This is a genomic window from Kitasatospora sp. NPDC057542, assembly GCF_042801945.1.
In the GTDB taxonomy this organism is placed as follows: domain Bacteria; phylum Actinomycetota; class Actinomycetes; order Streptomycetales; family Streptomycetaceae; genus Kitasatospora.
The window spans coordinates 37220-56986 of the sequence record NZ_JBHVFE010000001.1 but is presented as its reverse complement, the minus strand read 5'-3'; the positions used below and the strand labels follow the sequence as shown (position 1 = coordinate 56986).

Annotated in this window: 17 protein-coding genes and 1 pseudogene; 14 read left to right on the top strand and 4 right to left on the bottom strand. The window is 71.9% G+C overall.

Features of this window, described 5'->3' with window-relative positions; translation table 11 throughout:
• Window positions 1-127 precede the first annotated feature (127 nt).
• The 4 genes from ACFU7Y_RS00230 (at window position 128) to ACFU7Y_RS00215 (ending at window position 3462) form a co-directional block, all read left to right on the top strand.
• Window positions 128-364, top strand: coding sequence for a ferredoxin (locus ACFU7Y_RS00230; RefSeq protein ID WP_224275931.1), 237 nt, complete (start codon window positions 128-130; stop codon window positions 362-364).
• Complete coding sequence (locus tag ACFU7Y_RS00225; RefSeq protein WP_380765696.1) at window positions 354-1748, top strand: NAD(P)/FAD-dependent oxidoreductase; 1395 nt, start codon at window positions 354-356, stop codon at window positions 1746-1748. The genes ACFU7Y_RS00230 and ACFU7Y_RS00225 overlap by 11 nt, the downstream gene beginning before the upstream one ends.
• A 17-nt stretch (window positions 1749-1765) precedes the next feature.
• On the top strand, window positions 1766-3004 hold the full coding sequence (locus tag ACFU7Y_RS00220) for a cytochrome P450 (protein ID WP_380765694.1): 1239 nt from the start codon (window positions 1766-1768) through the stop codon (window positions 3002-3004).
• Between the two features lie 152 nt (window positions 3005-3156).
• Entirely contained in the window at window positions 3157-3462 is a 306-nt protein-coding gene (locus tag ACFU7Y_RS00215) for a GNAT family N-acetyltransferase (protein WP_380765692.1), read from the top strand.
• A gap of 133 nt (window positions 3463-3595) precedes the next feature.
• Here ACFU7Y_RS00215 and ACFU7Y_RS00210 read toward each other — a convergent pair whose 3' ends face one another.
• Window positions 3596-4714 (bottom strand): alkene reductase, encoded by a 1119-nt coding sequence (locus ACFU7Y_RS00210; RefSeq protein WP_224275923.1) that lies wholly within the window; start codon window positions 4712-4714, stop codon window positions 3596-3598.
• A 118-nt stretch (window positions 4715-4832) separates the two neighbouring features.
• On the opposite strand from ACFU7Y_RS00210, the gene ACFU7Y_RS00205 reads away from it, so the two are divergent.
• Window positions 4833-5438: a TetR/AcrR family transcriptional regulator gene (locus ACFU7Y_RS00205; RefSeq protein WP_224275921.1), complete on the top strand. Its 606-nt coding sequence runs from the start codon at window positions 4833-4835 to the stop codon at window positions 5436-5438.
• 405 nt (window positions 5439-5843) lie between these two features.
• Entirely contained in the window at window positions 5844-7907 is a 2064-nt protein-coding gene (locus ACFU7Y_RS00200; protein WP_380765689.1) for a discoidin domain-containing protein, read from the top strand.
• A 174-nt stretch (window positions 7908-8081) separates the two neighbouring features.
• On the opposite strand, the gene ACFU7Y_RS00195 is transcribed toward ACFU7Y_RS00200, so the two are convergent.
• Window positions 8082-10484, bottom strand: a complete 2403-nt coding sequence (locus ACFU7Y_RS00195; protein WP_380765687.1) for a sodium-translocating pyrophosphatase — start codon at window positions 10482-10484, stop codon at window positions 8082-8084.
• A 200-nt stretch (window positions 10485-10684) separates the two neighbouring features.
• Here ACFU7Y_RS00195 and ACFU7Y_RS00190 point away from each other — a divergent pair, with 200 nt between their 5' ends.
• From ACFU7Y_RS00190 to ACFU7Y_RS00175, 4 genes and pseudogenes are all read left to right on the top strand, one after another.
• Window positions 10685-11170 (top strand): inorganic diphosphatase, encoded by a 486-nt coding sequence (locus ACFU7Y_RS00190; RefSeq protein WP_224275915.1) that lies wholly within the window; start codon window positions 10685-10687, stop codon window positions 11168-11170.
• A 117-nt stretch (window positions 11171-11287) separates the two neighbouring features.
• Window positions 11288-11854: pseudogene (locus ACFU7Y_RS00185) on the top strand (AAA family ATPase); the annotation flags it as partial.
• A 22-nt stretch (window positions 11855-11876) separates the two neighbouring features.
• Window positions 11877-12125 (top strand): hypothetical protein, encoded by a 249-nt coding sequence (locus ACFU7Y_RS00180; RefSeq protein WP_380765736.1) that lies wholly within the window; start codon window positions 11877-11879, stop codon window positions 12123-12125.
• Window positions 12126-12132: 7 nt separating this feature from the next.
• The gene (locus ACFU7Y_RS00175) at window positions 12133-14940 is read left to right on the top strand and encodes an AAA family ATPase (protein WP_380765685.1); all 2808 of its coding nucleotides are present in this window, start codon (window positions 12133-12135) and stop codon (window positions 14938-14940) included.
• 9 nt (window positions 14941-14949) lie between these two features.
• Here ACFU7Y_RS00175 and ACFU7Y_RS00170 read toward each other — a convergent pair whose 3' ends face one another.
• The gene (locus ACFU7Y_RS00170; protein WP_380765684.1) at window positions 14950-15765 is read right to left on the bottom strand and encodes an alpha/beta hydrolase; all 816 of its coding nucleotides are present in this window, start codon (window positions 15763-15765) and stop codon (window positions 14950-14952) included.
• A gap of 231 nt (window positions 15766-15996) precedes the next feature.
• Between ACFU7Y_RS00170 and ACFU7Y_RS00165 the strand changes: the two genes are divergently transcribed.
• A complete protein-coding gene (locus ACFU7Y_RS00165) occupies window positions 15997-17064 on the top strand; it encodes an alpha/beta fold hydrolase (protein WP_380765682.1) in 1068 nt (355 codons plus the stop codon).
• Between the two features lie 34 nt (window positions 17065-17098).
• The gene (locus ACFU7Y_RS00160) at window positions 17099-17299 is read left to right on the top strand and encodes a hypothetical protein (RefSeq protein WP_380765680.1); all 201 of its coding nucleotides are present in this window, start codon (window positions 17099-17101) and stop codon (window positions 17297-17299) included.
• Window positions 17300-17392: 93 nt separating this feature from the next.
• Here ACFU7Y_RS00160 and ACFU7Y_RS00155 read toward each other — a convergent pair whose 3' ends face one another.
• Window positions 17393-17881, bottom strand: a complete 489-nt coding sequence (locus tag ACFU7Y_RS00155; RefSeq protein ID WP_380765678.1) for a DUF308 domain-containing protein — start codon at window positions 17879-17881, stop codon at window positions 17393-17395.
• 394 nt (window positions 17882-18275) lie between these two features.
• Between ACFU7Y_RS00155 and ACFU7Y_RS00150 the strand changes: the two genes are divergently transcribed.
• Both ACFU7Y_RS00150 and ACFU7Y_RS00145 read left to right on the top strand, forming a co-directional pair.
• Window positions 18276-19109, top strand: coding sequence for an alpha/beta fold hydrolase (locus tag ACFU7Y_RS00150; protein WP_380765676.1), 834 nt, complete (start codon window positions 18276-18278; stop codon window positions 19107-19109).
• A 275-nt stretch (window positions 19110-19384) separates the two neighbouring features.
• Window positions 19385-19762, top strand: coding sequence for a LuxR C-terminal-related transcriptional regulator (locus tag ACFU7Y_RS00145; RefSeq protein ID WP_380765674.1), 378 nt, complete (start codon window positions 19385-19387; stop codon window positions 19760-19762).
• Window positions 19763-19767 lie beyond the last annotated feature (5 nt).

Below are 19767 nucleotides of genomic sequence, written 5' to 3'. Positions count from 1 at the left end.
TCCCGAGGTTCTCCCATGGTGGACCGGGGGCGGCTCGTGTCCGAAGGGAGCCTCTCGGGTCCGAAGAAAGCCGGGCAGCCCGAGCAGGCCCGACGACATCCGCAGAGCCCGAGGAGGCGGAGACCTGATGAGGCTTGTCGTTGATCTCAACCGGTGCCAGGGGTACGCGCAGTGCGCCTTCCTGGCACCGGACGTGTTCACCATGCACGGTGACGAGGCGCTGATGTTCGACCCGCAGCCCGACGACCGGCAGTGGCAGGCCGTCCTGCGGGCGGCCGAGGCCTGCCCGGTCAAGGCCATCACCGTGGAGGGCCCGGGCGGCGTACCGGCGGGGGAGAAGGCGGGTGCTTCCGGTGTCGCTTGACGGTTCCCTGGAGAGGCTCAGGCGTGAGGGCCACATCGTCATCGTGGGTGCCTCCCTGGCGGGCCTGCGGGCCGCCGAGACGCTCCGCGAGGAGGGCTTCACCGGCACCCTGACGATGGTCGGCGACGAGCCCCACGAGCCGTACGACCGGCCGCCGCTGTCCAAGCAGGTCCTGCTCGGCAGGGTGCCCGCCGACCACACGGCACTGCCCCGGCGCCGGCCCGTGGACGCGCAGTGGCGGCTCGGGGTGGCGGCCACCGGGTTGGACCTGGCGACAAACCGGGTGCGCCTCGCGGATGGCAGCGAGCTGGACTTCGACCGGCTGCTGATCACCACCGGCGTCCGCGCCCGCCCCTGGCCGCACGAGCTGGAAGCCGAACTCGACGGCGTCTTCGTGCTGCGCACCAGCGACGACGCCGCGCAGCTGCACCACCGGCTGAGCGCCGGCCCCCGCCGGGTGCTGGTCATCGGGGCCGGGTTCACCGGCTCCGAGATCGCCTCCGCCTGCCGCGAGCGGGGCCTGGATGTCACCGTCGCGGAACGCGGGGCGGCTCCGCTGGTCGGTGCGCTCGGCGGGGTCGTCGGCGAGGTGGCCGCCGTCATGCAGCGGGAGGCCGGTGTCGACCTGCGCTGCGGCATCACCGTGACCGGCCTGGAAGGCGACTCCGCCGGACGCCTGCGGTGTGCGCACCTGTCGGACGGCGGCACCGTCGAGGCCGAGGTGGCGGTCGTCTGCCTGGGCGCGACCCGCAACACCGAGTGGCTCGCCGACTCCGGCCTCGGGGCCGGCCCGCGCGGGATCGCCTGCGACGCCGGCTGCCGGGCCTTCGACGTACGGGGCATCGTCACCGACGACGTCTTCGTCGCCGGGGACGTCGCCCGTTCCCCGCACGCGCTCTTCGGCTACCAGTTCCTCTCCCTGGAGCACTGGGGCAACGCGGTCGCGGGCGCCGAGGTCGCCGCCCACAACATGATCAGCGCCAGTGCGGACCGCCGCCCGCACGTCTGGACACCGTCCTTCTGGTCGGCCCAGTTCGGGGTCAACATCAAGTCCGTCGGTGTGCCGCCGATGGCCGACGAGATCATCGTCACCCAGGGCTCCCTCTCCGAGCGCCGCTTCACCGCGGCCTACGGCCACCAGGGCCGCGTCATCGCCGCCGTCACCTTCGACCAGGCGAAGTGGCTGGACTTCTACCAGCGGCAGATCGAACAGGCCGCGCCGTTCCCGCCGGAGTTCACCACCGTCGACCGACGGCCCGAGGGAATGCACCCGGTACCGGCCGGGTTCCCCGATCCCTCGCTGCCCAGCCACGGCCCCACCGTCACCCTCAGTGGCCACTCGCCCAGCGACCGGCGCATCTCGTTCACCCCGCTCCGCGCCTGACCCGGAAGGACCACACCATGACGTCGGTCGCGCTCCTGCGCCAGATCACCGACTACGCCAACCGCCACGACCCGTACCCCCTGTACGCGGAGCTCCGCAAGACCCCGGTGGTCCAGGACGAGACGGGTCCCTACCTGGTCAGCACGTACTGGGAGATCCACAACCTGCTCCACGACCCGCGGCTCAGTTCCGACCTGCGCAACCTGAACCCCGAGGTGGCCCGGTCCATCGGCCATGAGGAGGACCCGAACCTGCCGCCGGCCTTCCTCAGGCTCGACCCACCCGAGCACGACAGGCTGCGCCGGCTGGCGATGCGGCCCTTCGGGCCGCCGCACACCCCGCGCCGGGTGTACGAGATGCGCGGCGAACTCGGCGAGATCGTGTCCGGCCTGATCGACGGATTCCGGGACCGGGGGCAGATCGACCTCGTCGACGACTTCTCCTACCCCTTCCCCGTCACGGTGATCTGCCGACTGCTCGGCATCCCCCGCGAGGACGAGACGCGCTTCCACGCCTGGGCCGACACCATCGCCGCCAGCATCGACCCCGTCCAGGGCACGGACGAGGAACGCGCGGCGCGGCTGCAGACCGTCCGGCAGGCCCGGACCGACCTCTCCGCCTTCCTCTCCGACCTGATCGAGCAGCGCCGCCGCTCGCCCCGCGACGACATGCTCTCCGCGATGGCCGCGGGCCACGGACCGGACAGTGAGATGTCGCTGGTGGAGATGGTCAGCACCTCGGTCCTGCTGCTGATCGCCGGCCACGAGACCACGGTCAACCTCATCACCAACGGGATGCTCACGCTGCTGCGCAACCCCGACGTCCTGAAGCGGCTGCGGGACGACCACGCCCTGGTCGTCCCGCTGGTGGAGGAGCTGCTGCGCTTCGAACCACCCGTGCAGTTGCTGCCCCAGAAGACCACGCTGACCGACATCGACATCGCGGGGACCACCATCCCCAAGGGCGCCCAGATCTGGCTGGTGCTCGCCTCCGGCAACCGGGACCCCGAGCGCTTCCCGGACCCGGACCGGTTCATCCCCGACCGGCCCGACAACCAGCATCTGGGATTCAGCAGCGGCGTGCACAACTGCTTCGGCTCGCCCCTCGCCCGGCTGGAGGCCCAGATCGCCCTGACCGAGCTGGTCCGCAGGCTCGACAACCCGCGACTGGTCGAGGACCCGCCGCCGTACCGCCAGAACGCGGTCCTGCGCGGGCCGCGGCACCTGGGCATCGCCTTCGACGGACTCAGGCAGTAGCCCGCAGCCTGTTCCCGCACGTGCCTCGGCCCGCCGCTCGCCCGCGGCGGGCCGTCATCGCGCGCGGCGGCGTGACACGCGACAAATGTTGATTCTTCAACTATGCTTCGAGGGCACCGACCCCGGCGATCAGCCGCACCCGAGGAGGAACCATGGAACAGTCCGTCACCGACAACACCGCGAAGTCCCGGTTCGAGATCCACGACGACGGCGAACTCGCCGGCTTCGCCGAGTACCACCGCTCCGGCAACGAGATCGCCTTCATCCACACCGAGATCGACCCCCGCTTCGAGGGCCGCGGACTCGGCAGCCGGCTGGCCCGCGCCGCCCTGGACGCGGCCCGCGAGCAGCAGCTCGCCATCCTGCCCTACTGCCCCTTCATCCGCGGCTGGATCACCAAGCACCCCGAGTACGCCGACCTGGTCCCCTCCACCCACCGCGCCCGCTTCGGCCTCTGAGCCACCGCACCGCCCGCAACGGCCCGGCGGCGCGCATCCACCGGGCGGACGTACGGGGCCAGGCGGCACGCGAGCACGAGGGTGGGGTCCGGTCGGAGCGTCGGATTCACGACGCCCTCCCCTCCGGGGACGGTCAGCCCCGGACGGGGGCCGGGGCGGGGGCGGCGAAGGCCGGGTAGTCGGTGTACCCGGCCGGGCCGGCGGCGTAGACGGTGCTCCAGTCGATCTCCGCGAGCGGGGCGCCGGCGGCGAGGCGGGCCGGCAGGTCGGGGTTGGCGATGAACGGGCGGCCGAACGCGATGACGTCGGCCAGGCCGGTCTCGATCAGGCGGGCGCCGCGTTCGCCGGTCATGCGGGTGTTGGCGATCAGCGTCCCGTCGAACAGCGGGCGGAAGTGGGCGAACATCGCGTCACCGGACAGCGCCGCCAACGGGGTTCCGGTGAAGTCGGTCTGGGCGCCCATCAGCAGCAGGTGGGACAGGCCCGTCAGCCGGGAGACGACGTACTCGGCCGCGGGCAGCGTCTCGTCGTCGGCCTGGAACGGACCGGATTCGTGCATCGGGCTCAGCTTGATCCCGGTGCGCTGCGGGCCGACCGCGGTGGTGACCGCGTCGACGATCTCCAGGGTCAGGCGGGCCCGGTTCTCGATCGACCCGCCGTAGGCGTCGGTGCGCCGGTTGGTGGCCCCGTTGAGGAACTGCGCCGGCAGGTAGAGGAAGTTCGCCAGGATCTGCACGCCGTCGAACCCCGCCGCGATCGCGTTGCGGGCGGCCTGCGCGTAGTCGGCCACGGTCCGGCGGATCTCGGCCAGGGACATCTCCCGCGGGGTGACCGTCGGCACCCGGCCCGCCGCGGTGACGCTGCGCTGCACGGGGTCGACGGCCGAGGCGGACACCGGTAGCGCCCCGGCGCGCAGGTCCGGGTGCGAGATGGAGCCGGTGTGCCACAGCTGGGCGATCATCCGGCCGCCCGCGCCGTGCACGGCCGCCGTCACGCGCCGCCAGCCGGCCACCTGTTCCCTGCTCCACAGCCCGGGCGTGTCGTGCCAGCCGAAGCCGTCCGGGCTGACCGCGGTGGCCTCCCCCACGATCACCCCCGCCGCGGCCCGCTGGGCGTAGTACGCCGCCTGCACGTCGGTCGGCACGTGGCCCGGGTTGTCGGCGCGCATCCGGGTCAGCGGGGCCATCGCGATCCTGTTCGGCAACTCCAGGTCGCCCATGCGGACCGGGGTGAACAACGGCGCGAGGTTCATGGAGGTCCCCCTTCCTTCTCTCATCACAATGTCGACTGACATTGTTCTATGCCCGTCTCGGCTCTTTGTCAATGTCAATCGACATCGTCTAGGCTCGGAGGCCGAAGGAGGTGCCCGCATGGGGGTGTCCAGGGAGAAGGCGGCGCAGAACCGCACGGCGATCGTCGAGGCCGCCGAGACGCTGTTCCGCGAACGCGGCGTCGAGGCCGTCGGGCTGGTCGAGCTGATGGCGGCCGCCGGCATGACCCGCGGTGGCTTCTACAACCACTTCGCCTCCAAGGCGGCCCTGGTCGACGAGGTCGTCGCCCGGTCCATGGCCAAGGGCGAGGAGAACCTGACCGCCCTCCTGGAGCACTCACGGCAGCGGGGCCACGACCCGGTGGGCGGCCAGATCGACTGGTACCTCTCCCCGGAGCACCGCGCCGACGTCGACCACGGCTGCCCGAACGCCGGATTCCTCGGCGACGCCCCCCGATTCGACGACGACGCCCGCGCCGACTACACCGCCGGACTGACCGCCAACATGCGCCTGTTCGCCCGGGCCGTCCAGGAAGCCACCGGCCTCGACGAACAGGACGCCTGGCAGCGTGCGCTCGCCCTGTTCAGCCAGATGGCCGGCGCCCTCCTCCTCGCCCGCGCGGTCGCCACCACCGACCCGGACCTCTCCGACCAGATACTCGCCGCCGCCCGCAAGGACCTGCACACCCGGGCCCACAGCGGCTGACACCGGGCACCGCTGCGCCGCCTTCGACCCGGCCACTGCGCCGTGCCCCCTCCCCTGGCCACGATGCGGTACGGATAGCAGTCAGCCATGCGGGCCTCCCTGATGCCGTGGCGGCAGTTGCCACGTCGGCCATCCTGCCCGCAGTGATCGCCGCGTGGTGACTTCGGATCAGGTGGAGCTCTCCATGGAGGACGGTCCACGAGCGCCACCGACTCCGGTCCGCCGCGGGGAGCGCCGGCACCCGAGTCCACGCACGGCTATTGACACATGGTCCAACAGTGGCGATTCTCGTCACACCGAGTGCGCGGTTCATGACAGCCGGCCCGGCCGGGTCGGTCCGCGCGTCCCGGACGATGCCCGGTGCCCGGCCGCGCCACCCCCTCACCTCGGACACGGGTGGTGACCATGCACCAACTCCCCCGCATCAGACGCGGATTCGTCACACTTCTGGCCGCACTCCTCACCCTGGCCACCCTGGTGTTCGCCGCTCCGGCGCCTGCGACGCCGGGCGAGACGGGCTGGTGGAACCCGACCGCGCGGCCCGCGCCCGACTCGCAGGTCAACGTCACAGGCGAGCCGTTCCGCGGGACCGATGCCCAGGGGCGAGTCCGGGGCTTCGTCGACGCGCACAACCACATCATGGCCAACGAGGCGTTCGGCGGCCGGCTCATCTGCGGCAAGTCGTTCTCCGAAGCCGGGATCGCGGACGCGCTGAAGGACTGTCCCGAGCACTACCCCGACGGCTCGCTCGCCATCTTCGACTTCATCACCAAGGGCGGCGACGGCAAGCACGACCCGGTCGGCTGGCCGACCTTCGCGGACTGGCCGGCCCACGACTCGCTCACTCACCAGCAGAACTACTACGCGTGGATCGAACGGGCCTGGCGCGGCGGCCAGCGGGTCCTGGTCAACGACCTGGTCACCAACGGGGTGATCTGCTCGGTCTACTTCTTCAAGGACCGCAGCTGCGACGAGATGACGTCCATCCGTCTCCAAGCGCAGAAGACGTACGAGCTGCAGGCCTATGTCGACACGATGTACGGCGGGCCGGGCAAGGGCTGGTTCCGGATCGTCACCGACAGCGCGCAGGCCCGCGAGGTGGTCAAGCAGGGCAAGCTGGCCGTCGTCCTCGGTGTGGAGACCTCCGAGCCGTTCGGCTGCAAGCAGATCCTCGACGTCGCCCAGTGCAGCAAGGCCGACATCGACCGCGGTCTGGACGAGCTGTACGGCCTGGGCGTGCGCAGCATGTTCCTCTGCCACAAGTTCGACAACGCGCTCTGCGGGGTGCGCTTCGACGAGGGCGCGCTCGGGACGGCGATCAACGTCGGCCAGTTCCTCTCGACCGGCACCTTCTGGAAGACCGAGAAGTGCGCCGGGCCGCAGCACGACAACCCGATCGGTCTCGCCCCGGCGCCCGAGGCGCAGAAGCAGCTCCCCGCGGGCGTGGCGGTGCCGGCCTACGCCGGCGACGCGCAGTGCAACAGCCGTGGGCTGACCGACCTCGGCGAGTACGCGGTGCGCGGGCTGATGAAACGCAAGATGATGCTTGAGGTCGACCACATGAGCGTCAAGGCGGCCGGGCGCTCGTTCGACATCCTGGAGTCCGAGTCCTACCCGGGTGTGATCTCCTCGCACAGCTGGATGGACCTCGACTGGATCGAGCGCGTCTACAAGCTCGGCGGTTTCGTCGCCCAGTACATGAACGGCGCCGAGGCGTTCAGCTCGGAGGCCAAGCGCACCGACGCGCTGCGCGACAAGTACCACGTGGGGTACGGCTACGGCACCGACATGAACGGCGTCGGCGGCTGGCCCGGCCCGCGCGGGGCGAACACCGCCAACCCGGTGCGCTACCCGTTCCGCAGCGCGGACGGCGGATCCCTCATCGACCGCCAGACCACCGGCGCGCGCACCTGGGACATCAACACGGACGGCGCCGCGCACTACGGTCTGGTACCGGACTGGCTGGAGGACATCCGGCAGGTCGGCGGCCAGGACGTGGTGGACGACCTCTTCCGCGGCGCCGAGTCCTACCTCACCACCTGGGGGGCCTCGGAGCAGCACCGGGCCACGGTGAACCTGGCCGCGGGCCGCCCGGCCACGGCCGGCACCACCGAGTGGTGGAACCCGTTCGTCAGCTACGCGCCCGGCCAGGCGGTGGACGGAGACCCGGGCACCCGCTGGGCCAGCGAGTGGAACGACGACCAGTGGTTCCAGGTCGACCTCGGGTCCACCACCTTGGTCGGGCGCGTCACCCTGGACTGGGAACGCGCCTACGGACGGGCGTACCGGATCGAGGTCTCCACGGACGGGAGCAGCTGGCAGTCGGTGTGGTCCACCACCACCGGGGACGGCGGCCTGGACACCGCGCGGTTCCCCGGCGTCCCGGCCCGCTACGTCCGCGTCCACGGGGTGCAGCGCGGCACCCAGTGGGGCTACTCGCTGTACGAGGTCGGCGTCTACAGCAGCTAGTCCCGCAACAGCGCCTACTGCGACGAGGCTTCAGCTCCAGGGCTGTGGCCTCGTCGTTCGTCGTGGCCGGTTCGGGCCCGGTGTCGGCGTCGGCGGCGCCGGCGGAACCAGTGCAGGACGTGGTCGGTACTACGGCGGACCGGCCGGACGAGACGGGTGACAGCCGGCGGCTGGTCACCGGACGGGCGCGGGCTCCTCCGGCGCACGGGTGCCCGTGGGAGTTTCGTCGGTGCCGACGGTGATGCCCCGGCGCTTGGAGATCCACACGGCGAGGACGACGACGGCCAGGGCCGACAGGGCGATGGTCAGCCGGAGGCCCGGGTTGGCATGCGCGCCGAAGCTGAGATTGACGATCGCGGGCGCCACCAGGAGGGAGACCAGGTTCATCACCTTCAGAAGCGGGTTGATGGCCGGTCCGGCGGTGTCCTTGAAGGGGTCGCCCACCGTGTCGCCGATGACGGTGGCCGCGTGCGCGGGGCTGCCCTTGCCGCCGTGGTGACCGTCCTCGATCAGTTTCTTGGCGTTGTCCCAGGCGCCGCCCGAGGTCGCCAGAAAGACGGCCATCAGGGTGCCCGCGCCGATCGCTCCGGCCAGGTAGGAGCCCAGCGGGCCGACGCCGAGGAGGAAGCCGAGGGCGATCGGGGTCAGCACGGCGAGCAGGCCCGGGGTGATCAGTTCGCGCAGCGCGTCGCGGGTGCAGATGTCCACCACCCGGCCGTACTCGGGCCGCTCGGTGCCGTCCATGATGCCGGGCCGGGTCCGGAACTGGCGCCGGACCTCGAAGACGACCGCGCCGGCGGAGCGCGAGACGGCGTTGATCGCCAGACCGGAGAAGAGGAAGACGACGGCGGCGCCGACCAGCAGGCCGACCAGGTTGTTGGGCTGGTCGATGGCCAGGCTCAGGCTCGCGCCGTGGGCGGCCGGGCCGATCTGTGCCTCGGCGGTCGCGATGGTGTCGGTGTAGGAGCCGAACAGTGCGGTGGCGGCGAGCACCGCGGTGGCGATGGCGATGCCCTTGGTGGTCGCCTTGGTGGTGTTGCCGACGGCGTCCAGTTCGGTGAGCACCTGGGCGCCGGCGCCGGTGACGTCTCCGGACATCTCCGCGATGCCCTGGGCGTTGTCGGAGACCGGGCCGAAGGTGTCCATCGCGACGATCACACCGACGGTGGTCAGAAGTCCGGTCCCGGCCAGCGCGACCGCGAACAAGGACAGGATCAGCGAGCCGCCGCCGAGCAGGAAGGCGCCGTAGACGGCGGCTCCGATGGCCACGGCGGAGTACACGGCCGATTCCAGGCCGAGCGCGACACCGGAGAGCACCACGGTGGCCGGCCCGGTCAGCGAGGTCCTGCCCAGGTCCCGTACCGGGCGGCGGGTGGTCTCGGTGAAGTAGCCGGTCAGTTGCTGGATGACGGTGGCCAGCACGATCCCGATGGCCACCGCGGCCAGGGCGAACACCCGCGGACTGCCCGCGTGCCGGGTGATCTCGGCAGGCACCCCGTGCAGTCCGGAGAAGCGGGCCGGCAGGAACGCGAAGACGGCGCCGGCCACCAGAGCGAGGGACACCGCGGCGGAGGCGATGAAGCCGCGGTTGATGGCGGTCATCCCGCTGCGGTCCGTGGGCCGCGGGGAGACCATCCCGATGCCCAGGACCGCCGTGAGCACCCCGATGGCGGGCACGACCAGAGGGAAGGTCAGCCCGTCGTCACCGAAGGCGGCTCTGCCCAGGATCAGCGCGGCGACCAGGGTCACGGCGTAGGACTCGAACAGGTCGGCCGCCATCCCCGCGCAGTCGCCCACGTTGTCGCCCACGTTGTCGGCGATCGTCGCCGCGTTGCGGGGATCGTCCTCGGGGATCCCCTGCTCGACCTTGCCCACCAGGTCCGCGCCCACGTCCGCGGCCTTGGTGAAGATCCCACCGCCCACCCGCATGAACATCGCCAGCAACGCCGCACCGAAGCCGAAGCCCTCCAACACCTTCGGCGCGTTCGCCTGGTAGATCAGCACCACCGTGGCCGCCCCCATGAGACCCAGGCCCACGGTGAACATCCCCACCACTCCACCGGTACGGAAGGCGATCCGCATCGCCCGGTGCGACACCCCTCGCACGATCGATGCCGCCGTCGGTCCCTCCCAGGACTCGATGGCCGGGACCGGCGCCGTCCCCGCCCGGGCCGCCGCCGCCACCCGGACATTGCTGCGCACCGCGAGCTGCATCCCGACGTACCCCGTCGTCGCCGAGAACGCCGCCCCGACCAGGAAGAACACCGAACGCCCGATCCGCTGCCCCCAGTTGTCCGCCGGCAACAGCAGCAGCACGAAGGGCACCACCCCGGCGAAGACGCCCAGGGTACGGAACTGGCGCCTCAGGTAGGCGTTCGCACCCTCCTGAACCGCCCCGGCGATCCGCCGCATCGTATCGGTGCCCTCGTCCGCGGCCAGGACCTGGCGAACGAGCGCCCAGGCCACCATCAGGGCTCCTGCCCCGATCACCGCGACGATCACCAGCAGCGTTCGGCCCGACCCGGTCAACTCGGGCGCGGCCGCGACGGATGCGCCTGCATGAAAGACCCCAGCCATTCCGTCCTCCTTGACGTCGTGCCTGGGCGCCGGGCGCGCGAACCAGCCGCCCGGGAGCAACAGAACGAGGCTAACCCCGGGGCCTGGAGGTCTCCACGGGGGTTAGGGCAATCGCGCACCCGGCGTGCGGCGGCGAGTGATCCCCTCGAAAATGGTGCTGCCGACGCCGTCGGACGCCACGGATCGCGAAGGAGGGCGACATGGACTTCGAGGTGATCGTCGAGATCCCGCAGGGGTCACGCAACAAGTACGAGATGGACCATGCCACCGGACGGATCCGCCTGGACCGGATGCTGTTCACGGCCACCCGCTACCCGGCCGACTACGGGTTCATCGAGGACACCCTCGGAGGAGACGGCGACCCTCTCGATGCCCTCATCCTCGTCGACGAGCCCACCTTCCCGGGATGCGGCATCACCTGCCGCGCCATCGGCATGTTCGTCATGACCGACGAGAAGGGGCCGGACGAGAAGATCCTCTGCGTGCCCGCTCACGACCCCCGCTTCGCCCGTCTGCAGGACATCGACGACATGCCCCAGCACGACCTGCAGGAGATCACCCACTTCTTCGAGGTCTACAAGGACCTCGAACCCGGAAAGTCCGTCGAAGGCTCCCACTGGGCGAACAAGGCCGACGCCTACGCCGAGATCGCGACCTCACGCTCCAGAGCCGCCGCCGCCCAGTAGGCCCGCCGTGCTGTCGAGGAGGGCGGCCGGTCGAGCCCGTGCCGGACACTGGTCGCTCCCGGCCCGGGTACTGGCCAGGGTTCGACACTGGCTCGACCGGCCCGTGGTCCCGGGATCGTGATCGGTGGACGCCGACCGGCTTCCATTGCGGCGAAGGAGCTGACAAGCGTGGAGCCTGTTGGCGAGGACGGGCCGGACGTGACGGGGAATCCGTTGTCGCCACCGCTTTGCGGACGCGCCCGGGAACAGGAAGAGCTCGATCGGCTGTTGCTCGACCTGCGCCGCGGACACAGCCGCGTACTGGTCCTGCGCGGGGAGTCCGGCGTCGGCAAGACCGCCCTGCTCACCTATCTGGCGGGTCGCGCCCCGGCGGGTCGCGTCGTCCGCACGGTCGGGGTGGAGACCGAATCCGAGATCGCGTACTCGGCTCTCCAGCAGAGGTGCGCTCCCCTGCTGAGCCATCTGGACCGGTTGCCGGCGGCGCAGCGAGCCGCTCTGGCGACGGCGCTGGGGCTGGAGCTGGAGCTCGGACCGGGCGATGGCGAATCACCCGGCTGTCTGCTGACCGGACTGGCCGTGCTGGGCCTGTTCGCCGAAGCCGCCGCTGTCGAGCCGCTGGTCTGTGTCGTGGACGACGCGCAGTGGATCGACGGGATCTCCGCGGCCGTCCTCGCATTCGTCGCCCGGTCGGCTGGACGCCGAGTCCGTGGCCCTGGCCTTCGCCGTGTCCACCTCGGCGTCGGCCCGCACGCCGACCAACGCCGGACTCCATACCGGCCTGCCGGAACTACAGGTGGACGGGCTCCGCGACGACGACGCCCGGGCGTTGCTCGACTCGGTGCTGCCCGGTCCGGTGCACCCCCGCGTGCGGGACGCGATCGTCGCCGAAGCACGCGGCAACCCGCTGGCGGTGATGGAGCTGCCGCGCGGTGAGAGCGAAATCAGGAAGGGGTAGGGGGGACATGGCTGGGTTGCAGCGATGGGGCGTCACCACGACGATGGTGGGCCGCGAGGACGAGCAGGCGAAGCTCGTGGCGTTCGTGAAGTCCGCCACGGGCCAGGCTCTCGTCCTGCGGGGGGAGGCGGGGGTCGGCAAGAGTTCGTTGTTGAGCCACGCCGCCGCGCTGGCGGAGCAGGAGGGCCACGCGGTCATCCGGGCCGCCGGCGTCGAGGCGGAGTCCGCGCTGCCCTATGCCGGGCTGCATCAGTTCCTCCATCCGCTGCTCGCCGACGTCGCACGGTTGGATGACGGGACCCGGGCGGTGTTCGACGCCGTGTTCGGCGGAATGCAGGGCGATCCGCCCTCGGTCATGACGCTCGGCATCGCCGTGCTCGGCCTGCTGGCGCTCGGCGCCGCACAACGGCCGCTGCTGCTGGTCCTCGACGACGGGCAATGGCTGGACGACGCCAGCGCCGACGTCTGCGGCTTCGTGGGCCGGCGCCTGGCCGGCAGCCCGGTGAAGCTGCTGGTCGCGGTCCGCACCGACCTCACGTCGCGCTTCGACACCGCCGCACTGCCCGAACTGCCGGTCGCCGCCCTGGCCGACGAGGACGCGGCCCGTCTGCTGGACCACCGGTACCCGAAGCTGGGCCGACAGGTCCGCCGAACCGTTCTGGACCAGGCCCAGGGCAATCCGCTGGCCCTGCTGGAGCTGCCCGCCCACTTCGCCGGCCGGTCGGGCGACCTCCCGGCCGAAGAACTCATCGGACGGGACGGCGCGCCCCTGCCCCGGCGGCTGCAACGACTGTTCGGCACCCGCATCGCAGCCCTCGACGAGCGGGTGCGGACCGAGCTGCTGATGGGCGCGCTCGACGGCGCCGGGACCCCGAGCGGCACCGACGCCGTCCCCGGCACCCGTTACGGCATGCGCGACGCCGACGCGGCAGTGGCCGCCGGACTGCTGGACATCGAAGTGGTCACCGGTCATTTCGTCTTCCGGCACCCGCTGGTGCGTTCCGCCGTCGTACAGATGGCCACTCCCAACCAGCGCCGCGCCGCGCACCTGGCGCTGGCACAGGTCCACCGGGAGAACCTCGAACGCCGGGCGACGCACCTGGCGGCGGCCACGGTCGATCCGGACGAGGACGTCGCCGGCGTCCTGGAGGCGGCGGCCGAGTCGGCGACCCGGCGCGGTGGCGCACTCGCCGCCGTGGCCTGGCTGACCCGGGCCGCCGAGCTCAGCGAGAACCACGCCGGCCGCTCCCGGCGGCTGGCCGACGCGGCCTTCGTCGCCGCTCACGCCGCCCGCCTCGGCCAGGCGCACCGGCTGGTCCAGGCGGGCCTCGCGCCCGGTTCGACGGAGTCGACGGCCTCGGTGCTGGCGGCCGGCTACCAGGCGCTCTACCAGGACGGGGACGTGCGCTCCACCCACCGACAGGTCTCGGCCGCGATCGAGACGCTGCGGGACGCCCGGACGGCCGCCGGTTCGGCCGAGCCGGAGGAGGTTCTCACCCGGCTGGTGATCCTGCTCCTGGCGATCAGTCAGTACAGCGGGGACCGCGCGACCTGGGAGAGCACCCACGAACTCCTCGCCTCCATGGGCGACCTCGTCACCGAACGCGTCCGCCTCTACAGCGGCACCTGGAGCGACGTGACCAGGCACGGAGCCGACTGGGCCGAGCCGGTACGACAGGCCGCCGCGAACCTGCCGGATCTGGAACCCTGGGACGTCAGCCGGCACGCCACGGCCGCGTACCACCTCGACATCCTGAGCCACTACCGCCCCCACCTCCAGCGAGTGGTGGACCGCGAGCTGGAGACCGGGGCCATGGCCACCGGCATGGTCATGCTGCACCAGATCATGCTCGACCAGATGGCGGTCGGCGAATGGGCCGAGGCCGAGGAGACCGGGCAGCGCGGCCTGGCCCTGGCCACCGAGCGCGGCCACCACCTGTTCGCCGCCCAGAGCCGCGCGTACCTGGCCCAGCTCGCGGCGCTGCGCGGACAGGTCGGGCGGGCACGGGACCTCCAGGCCGAGGCGGACGCCTGGGCCCGCCCGCGCGGCCTGGGCTTCCTGACCCAGGTCGCCGACTCCGCCGGCGCGACCGCCGCGCTGAGCTCCGGCGACTACGAGACCGCGTACCTCTACGCCATCGGCATCACCCAGCCGGGCACCTTCCGGCCCTACGCGTACCAGGCCTCGCGCACCCTGCTCGATCTCGTCGAGGCCGCCCAGCACACCGGACGCGTCGAGCAGGCCCGGGCGCACGCCCTCGCCGCCCGCGACGCCGGTCTGCCGTCCGTGTCGCCCCGCCTGGGACTGATCACCTACGGCGCGCTGGCGATGACCGCCGAGAACGAGCGGGAGGCCGTCGAGATGTTCGGGCGGGCCGAATCCCACCCGGACGCCGCCCGCTTCCCGTTCGAGCTGGCCCGGATCCGGCTGGCGCACGGCATCCGGGTGCGCCACGTCCAGGGCCTGGCGGCGGCGCGGCAGTACCTGGTCCCGGCGGCCGAGGCGTTCGAGCGGCTGGGCGCGGTCGGCTGGGCCGAGCGGGCCCGGGCCGAACTGCGCGCCACCGGGGCCCCGCCCCGCGCCTCGACGCTGAAGCCGGCCTCGCTGACCTGGCAGGAACGCCGCATCGCCGACCTGGCCGCCGGCGGCCTGACGAACAAGGAGATCGGCGAGCGGATGCACCTGTCGCCGCGTACCGTCAGCTCGCACCTGTACCGCGTCTTCCCCAAGCTGGGCATCACGGCCCGGGCGGCGCTGCGCGACGCGCTGAGCCGGACCGAGGCGCTGAGCCGGACCGACGTGGCGCAGGTCTGATGCCTGCGCTCAGTCCCGCGCGACCACGGCCTCGATGCCGTTGGCGGCCAGCCAGACGAGGACGTGGTCGGCGACCGAACGCCAGCCGCTGTCGAACACCAGGGAGTGCCCTCGGTCGGCGAACTGCTTCAGATCCGTCACGGCGCAGGAGTCGCCGTAGAGCTTGTAGACGGAGCGGGTCACGCCGTCCGGGACCATCCGGTCCTCCTGGCCGGACACGAGCAGGAGCGGCCCGCGCGCCGAGTTGGCCGTGTCCACGACGGTGTCGGCCGGCCCGGCGGCGGTGCGATCGAGCCCGAGGTCCCCGAGCAGCCGGAGCGGGGCCGGGACGGCGTACCGGTCGAAGAGCTTCGCGGCCTCCTCCTCACCGACCGCGTTGGCGACGACGTGTCGGAACCAGGTCCGGGGCAGCGGCTCGAAGGCCGGGTGCCGGGTCGAGCCGGCCGGCATCAGCGACCACGGCCGGGGCCTGCCGTCGTCCAGCGGCACACCGCCGGCCGGCACCGGCGCGAGGGCCACGGCGGCGCGGCCGAGGCCAGTGCCGAGGAGGTGCTGGGAGATGAGGCCGCCGGCTGAATGCCCGATGAGGACCGGCGGGTTGTCGAAGGTACGCACGATCTTCTCGTAGTGGGCCGTGAGCGCGGCGAGCCCGAGGTCGCGCAGCGGGCCGGGATCGCGGCGGACCTGGCCGGCGGTGGGGGCTTCGCCGGGCCAGCCCGGGACGCACACCGCGTAACCGTGCGCGGTGAACCGTTCGGCCCAGCCCTCCCAGGAGGACATGTGGAACCACGCACCGTGGATGAGGACGACGGGGGTTTGCTTCACGGCCAGACCTTCCGATTGCACACACGACGATCCGCCGGCATCGCGGCGCTCCTTCGAGGATCACCAAGCGGTAGGACGGCGGAAACAGTCGAATGACTGAATCCGGCGGCCCGGCAGACCCTTGGTACGTCTGCGAGCGTCTTCGTGCGTCTCGACGTCATGTGACCGATGCGTCGGGCCGGTGGCCGAAGAACAGTGGAGGCATCAGCGGGTCTCCAGGAAGGATCAGACATGATCAACAGGCGTACCTTCACCAAGGCGGTCGGTCTCGGCGTGGGCGCCGCGGCTGTGTCGGTCGGCGCGGCATCGAACGCGCCTGCCGCCTTCGCGGCCGGTTCCGACCGGCCCGGCCGCCCGGCCCCGGTCATCCCGGCCATCGCCCCGGGCACCCACACCACGTTCACCGACCTGAAGCGGGTCCGGGCCGGCGTGCTCGACATCGGCTACGCCGAGGCCGGACCCAAGCACGGGCCCGTGGTCATCTGCCTGCACGGCTGGCCCTACGACATCCACAGCTATGTCGACGTGGCGCCGCTGCTGGCGGACGCCGGCTACCGGGTGATCGTGCCGTACCTGCGGGGCCACGGCACCACGACCTTCCTGTCCCCGACGACCGTCCGCACCGGGCAGCAGTCCGCGATCGCCCTCGACATCGTCGCCCTGATGGACGCCCTGAAGATCCACGAGGCGGTGCTGGCCGGCTTCGACTGGGGCTCGCGGGCCGCCGGCACCATCGCGGCGCTGTGGCCGGAGCGGGTCAAAGCCCTGGTGGCGGTGAGCGGTTACCTCATCGTCAACATCCCTTCGCAGAAGAATCCGCTGCCACCGAAGGCCGAGCACACCTGGTGGTACCAGTACTACTTCGCCACCGACCGCGGCCGCGTCGCCATGGAGACCAAGCAGAACCGGCACGACCTGTGCCGGCTGGTGTGGGACGAGGTGTCCCCGGCCTGGAAGTTCGACGACGCCACCTTCGAGCGCACCGCCGCGGCGTTCGAGAACCCCGACTACGCCGCCATCGTGATCCACAACTACCGCTGGCGCCTGGGCCTGGCCGACGGCGAGCGCCGCTACGACCGCTACGAGCAGTTGCTCGCGGCCCGGCCGGTCATCACCGTGCCGACCATCGCCCTGGACCCCGCCCTCGACCCGTTCCTGGCCACGACCGACGGCACCGGGTACCGGAAGTTCTTCACCGGCCGGTACGAGCACCGCGTTCTCACCGGCATCGGCCACAACGCGCCGCAGGAGGCGCCGACGGCGTTCGCCCAGGCCGTGGTGGACGCCGACCATCTGTGACCCACAAGCGTTTCGACCACAAGGAGGTACGAACGTGAGTGATCCCAGTCCCGGCATGCACGAACAGGCGGCGGAAATCCGCAAGGCCCGATTCGGCGCGCTCCCGGAACGTGTCCCCTTCGGGGACATGGTCGAGGAGAAGGCGGTGTTGCCGGCATATCAGGCGGTGGACGCCCACGACCCCGACGCGCCAGCGGTCAGGTTCTCCTGCCTGGCAGCGGATCCGGGCCTCTGAGCACAGCAGGTCAGGCATGACGCGGCACTGGCAACAAGGCATTCGGGTCCGCCCCCCACCGGGGGACGGACCCGAACTTGCCGTGCCCCGGCCTCAGGCCGGCTGAGCCGCACCCCGGCGTGCCTTCCAGGCCGGCAAGCCGGCCTGGACGATGAAGAAGATCCCGCCGCCGGTGGCATAGACGGACAGCACATCCAGCGGGGGCTGGTGGCCCGCCGCCTGGATGTCGTAGAAAACGCCCACGACGAAGGACAGGCCGCCGGCGACCAGCATCGGCCACTGCCCGGCCAGCTCGGGCCCGCGACGCCGGATGCCGACCGCCACCTGAGCCGCGCCCGAGACGACGGCCCAGACGCCGAATACGCCGAGCACCGCGCTCACCTCGTGCGTGGAGCCCGCCACGCCGAAACCGACGGCGACCGGTGTGCTCAAGGCCCCGTTGAACGCCGTGACGCGCCGCTCCGCTCCGTCCGACACCGACAGGCAGTCGACCGCGGACGACACCGCGTCGAGCAGCGGATAGGCGACGAGCAGCGTGATCGCCGCCGCGCCGAGCGTGGCATGGGCGTGGGCAAGGGCCACGGCCCACACCACCGCCAGGACTCCGCGTACGAGGTACAGCCTCACCAGCGGGGCGCGGGCCGGTGGCGACGAGGTCCGCTGACGCGCTCACCGGTGTGGAGACGGCCGCGGCGGCGACCAGGGGAACACTCGCCGCGACGACGGTCAGGAACCGTCGTTTCATGATCCCTCCTCGGAATCGGGGATGGCGCCATCGCTGTGGCCGCAGCGTCGGTGACGGCGCATCAGTCACATGACGCCCAGTCGGCGAGGCCGCTCGGAGGCCCGGAAGGGCCGGAAGGGCCGGAAGGGCCGGAAGCGTGAAGTCACATGACCGATGCGTCGGGAACGGGCCGAGGGCGACAGTGGGGACCGCTGGATCCACCGCACTGTTCGAATCCCTTGGAGTGTTTCCATGTTCAGCATCGAGAACGGCCGCCTGCGCCGCTTCATCGCCGGTGCCGCCGCCGTCGTCGGCGCGTTCGCCGTCGTCGGCACCGCGAACGCCGCGACCCAGGACTCGGCCACCGACCGGGCCCCGAAGCCGACCGTCGTCCTGGAGCACGGCGCGTTCGCCGACGGCTCCAGCTGGGACGGCGTCATCGCCAAGCTGCGCCGTGACGGCTACCCGGTGGTGGCCGCCGCCAACCCGCTGCGCGGCCCGGCCTCCGACGCCGCCGCGCTGCGCAGCCTCGTCGACCACATCAAGGGCCCCGTCGTCCTGGTCGGCCACTCCTACGGCGGCTCGGTCATCAGCGAGGCCGCCGTCGGTGAGCCGCGGGTCAAGGCCCTCGTCTACGTCGCCGCGTTCCTGCCCGCGCCGGGCGAGTCCGCGCTGCAGCTGACCAACCAGTTCCCCGGCTCCACCCTGCCCGGCACGCTGGACCCGGTGCCGTTCACCAACGCCGACGGCAGCACCGGCACCGACCTGTACATCCAGCAGGACAGGTTCCGGGCCCAGTTCGCCGCCGACGTCCCGGCCGACCGGGCCGCGCAGGCGGCCGCGTCGCAGCGGCCGATCGCACAGGCCGCACTGACGGAGAAGGCCACCGCCGCCGCCTGGCAGACCGTACCCAGCTCGGACATCGTCACGACCGAGGACCTCAACATCCCGGCCGCCGCGCAGCGGTTCATGGCCGAGCGCGCCCACGCCCACACCACCGAGGTGGCCGCGTCCCACTCCGTCGCGGTGTCCCACCCCGGCCTGGTGGCCGGCGTCATCGAGAAGGCTGCCCGTGCCACCCGCTGATCCGGTGGCACACCTCCGCCACCGAGAGCCGGGAGGATGGATCCGGTCCACGCCCTCCGCCCTCCCGGCTCGTCCCTCTCCGAGAGAGATCCGGCCTCCGAGAGAGGCGACGCGCCCTGGACGCCTTCCGCCGCGACGAGCTGACGGTCGAAGAGGGGACGCGCTGGCTCGTCGTCGCCGCCCACGGTGCGTGGGAGACCTGGGACGACGAGGCGTGGGAGGCGCTCACCGAGCTGAACGTCCGCCGCACCCGGGCCGCCGGCGCACTGACCATCTTGCCGGTCGCGCTGGCCCGGGCTCATCTGCTCTACGGCGAATGGCTGCGTCGGCAGGGCCGCGAGCCGGACGCCCGCGGGCAACTGAGCGCGGCGCACGACATGTTCGTGGAGATCGGCGCCGAAGCGTTCGCCGAACGCACCCGCCGTGAACTCGCCGAGTGCGGGGTCTCGGTGTCACCGCCTGCCACGCAACGGACGGTCGAGCTGACGGAGCAGGAGAGCCGGATCGCCAGGCGCGCACGGGACGGCCGTTCGAACGCTGAGATCGGCGCCGAGCTCTTCCTCAGTGCCCGTACGGTCGAGTGGCACCTGCGCAAGGTGTTCACCGAACTCGGCATCAGCTCACGACGGGAGTTGCGCACCGTGCTGCCGTAGCCGTC

Excerpts from the sequence above, each read along its gene's own strand:
- ACFU7Y_RS00165 (WP_380765682.1), top strand. The coding sequence starts at position 15,997 with ATGATCAACAGGCGTACCTTCACCAAGGCGGTCGGTCTCGGCGTGGGC.
- ACFU7Y_RS00175 (WP_380765685.1), top strand. The coding sequence starts at position 12,133 with ATGGCTGGGTTGCAGCGATGGGGCGTCACCACGACGATGGTGGGCCGC.
- ACFU7Y_RS00220 (WP_380765694.1), top strand. The coding sequence starts at position 1,766 with ATGACGTCGGTCGCGCTCCTGCGCCAGATCACCGACTACGCCAACCGC.
- ACFU7Y_RS00150 (WP_380765676.1), top strand. The coding sequence starts at position 18,276 with ATGTTCAGCATCGAGAACGGCCGCCTGCGCCGCTTCATCGCCGGTGCC.
- ACFU7Y_RS00205 (WP_224275921.1), top strand. The coding sequence starts at position 4,833 with ATGGGGGTGTCCAGGGAGAAGGCGGCGCAGAACCGCACGGCGATCGTC.
- ACFU7Y_RS00195 (WP_380765687.1), bottom strand. The coding sequence starts at position 10,484 with ATGGCTGGGGTCTTTCATGCAGGCGCATCCGTCGCGGCCGCGCCCGAG.
- ACFU7Y_RS00210 (WP_224275923.1), bottom strand. The coding sequence starts at position 4,714 with ATGAACCTCGCGCCGTTGTTCACCCCGGTCCGCATGGGCGACCTGGAG.
- ACFU7Y_RS00190 (WP_224275915.1), top strand. The coding sequence starts at position 10,685 with ATGGACTTCGAGGTGATCGTCGAGATCCCGCAGGGGTCACGCAACAAG.
- ACFU7Y_RS00200 (WP_380765689.1), top strand. The coding sequence starts at position 5,844 with ATGCACCAACTCCCCCGCATCAGACGCGGATTCGTCACACTTCTGGCC.
- ACFU7Y_RS00230 (WP_224275931.1), top strand. The coding sequence starts at position 128 with ATGAGGCTTGTCGTTGATCTCAACCGGTGCCAGGGGTACGCGCAGTGC.
- ACFU7Y_RS00215 (WP_380765692.1), top strand. The coding sequence starts at position 3,157 with ATGGAACAGTCCGTCACCGACAACACCGCGAAGTCCCGGTTCGAGATC.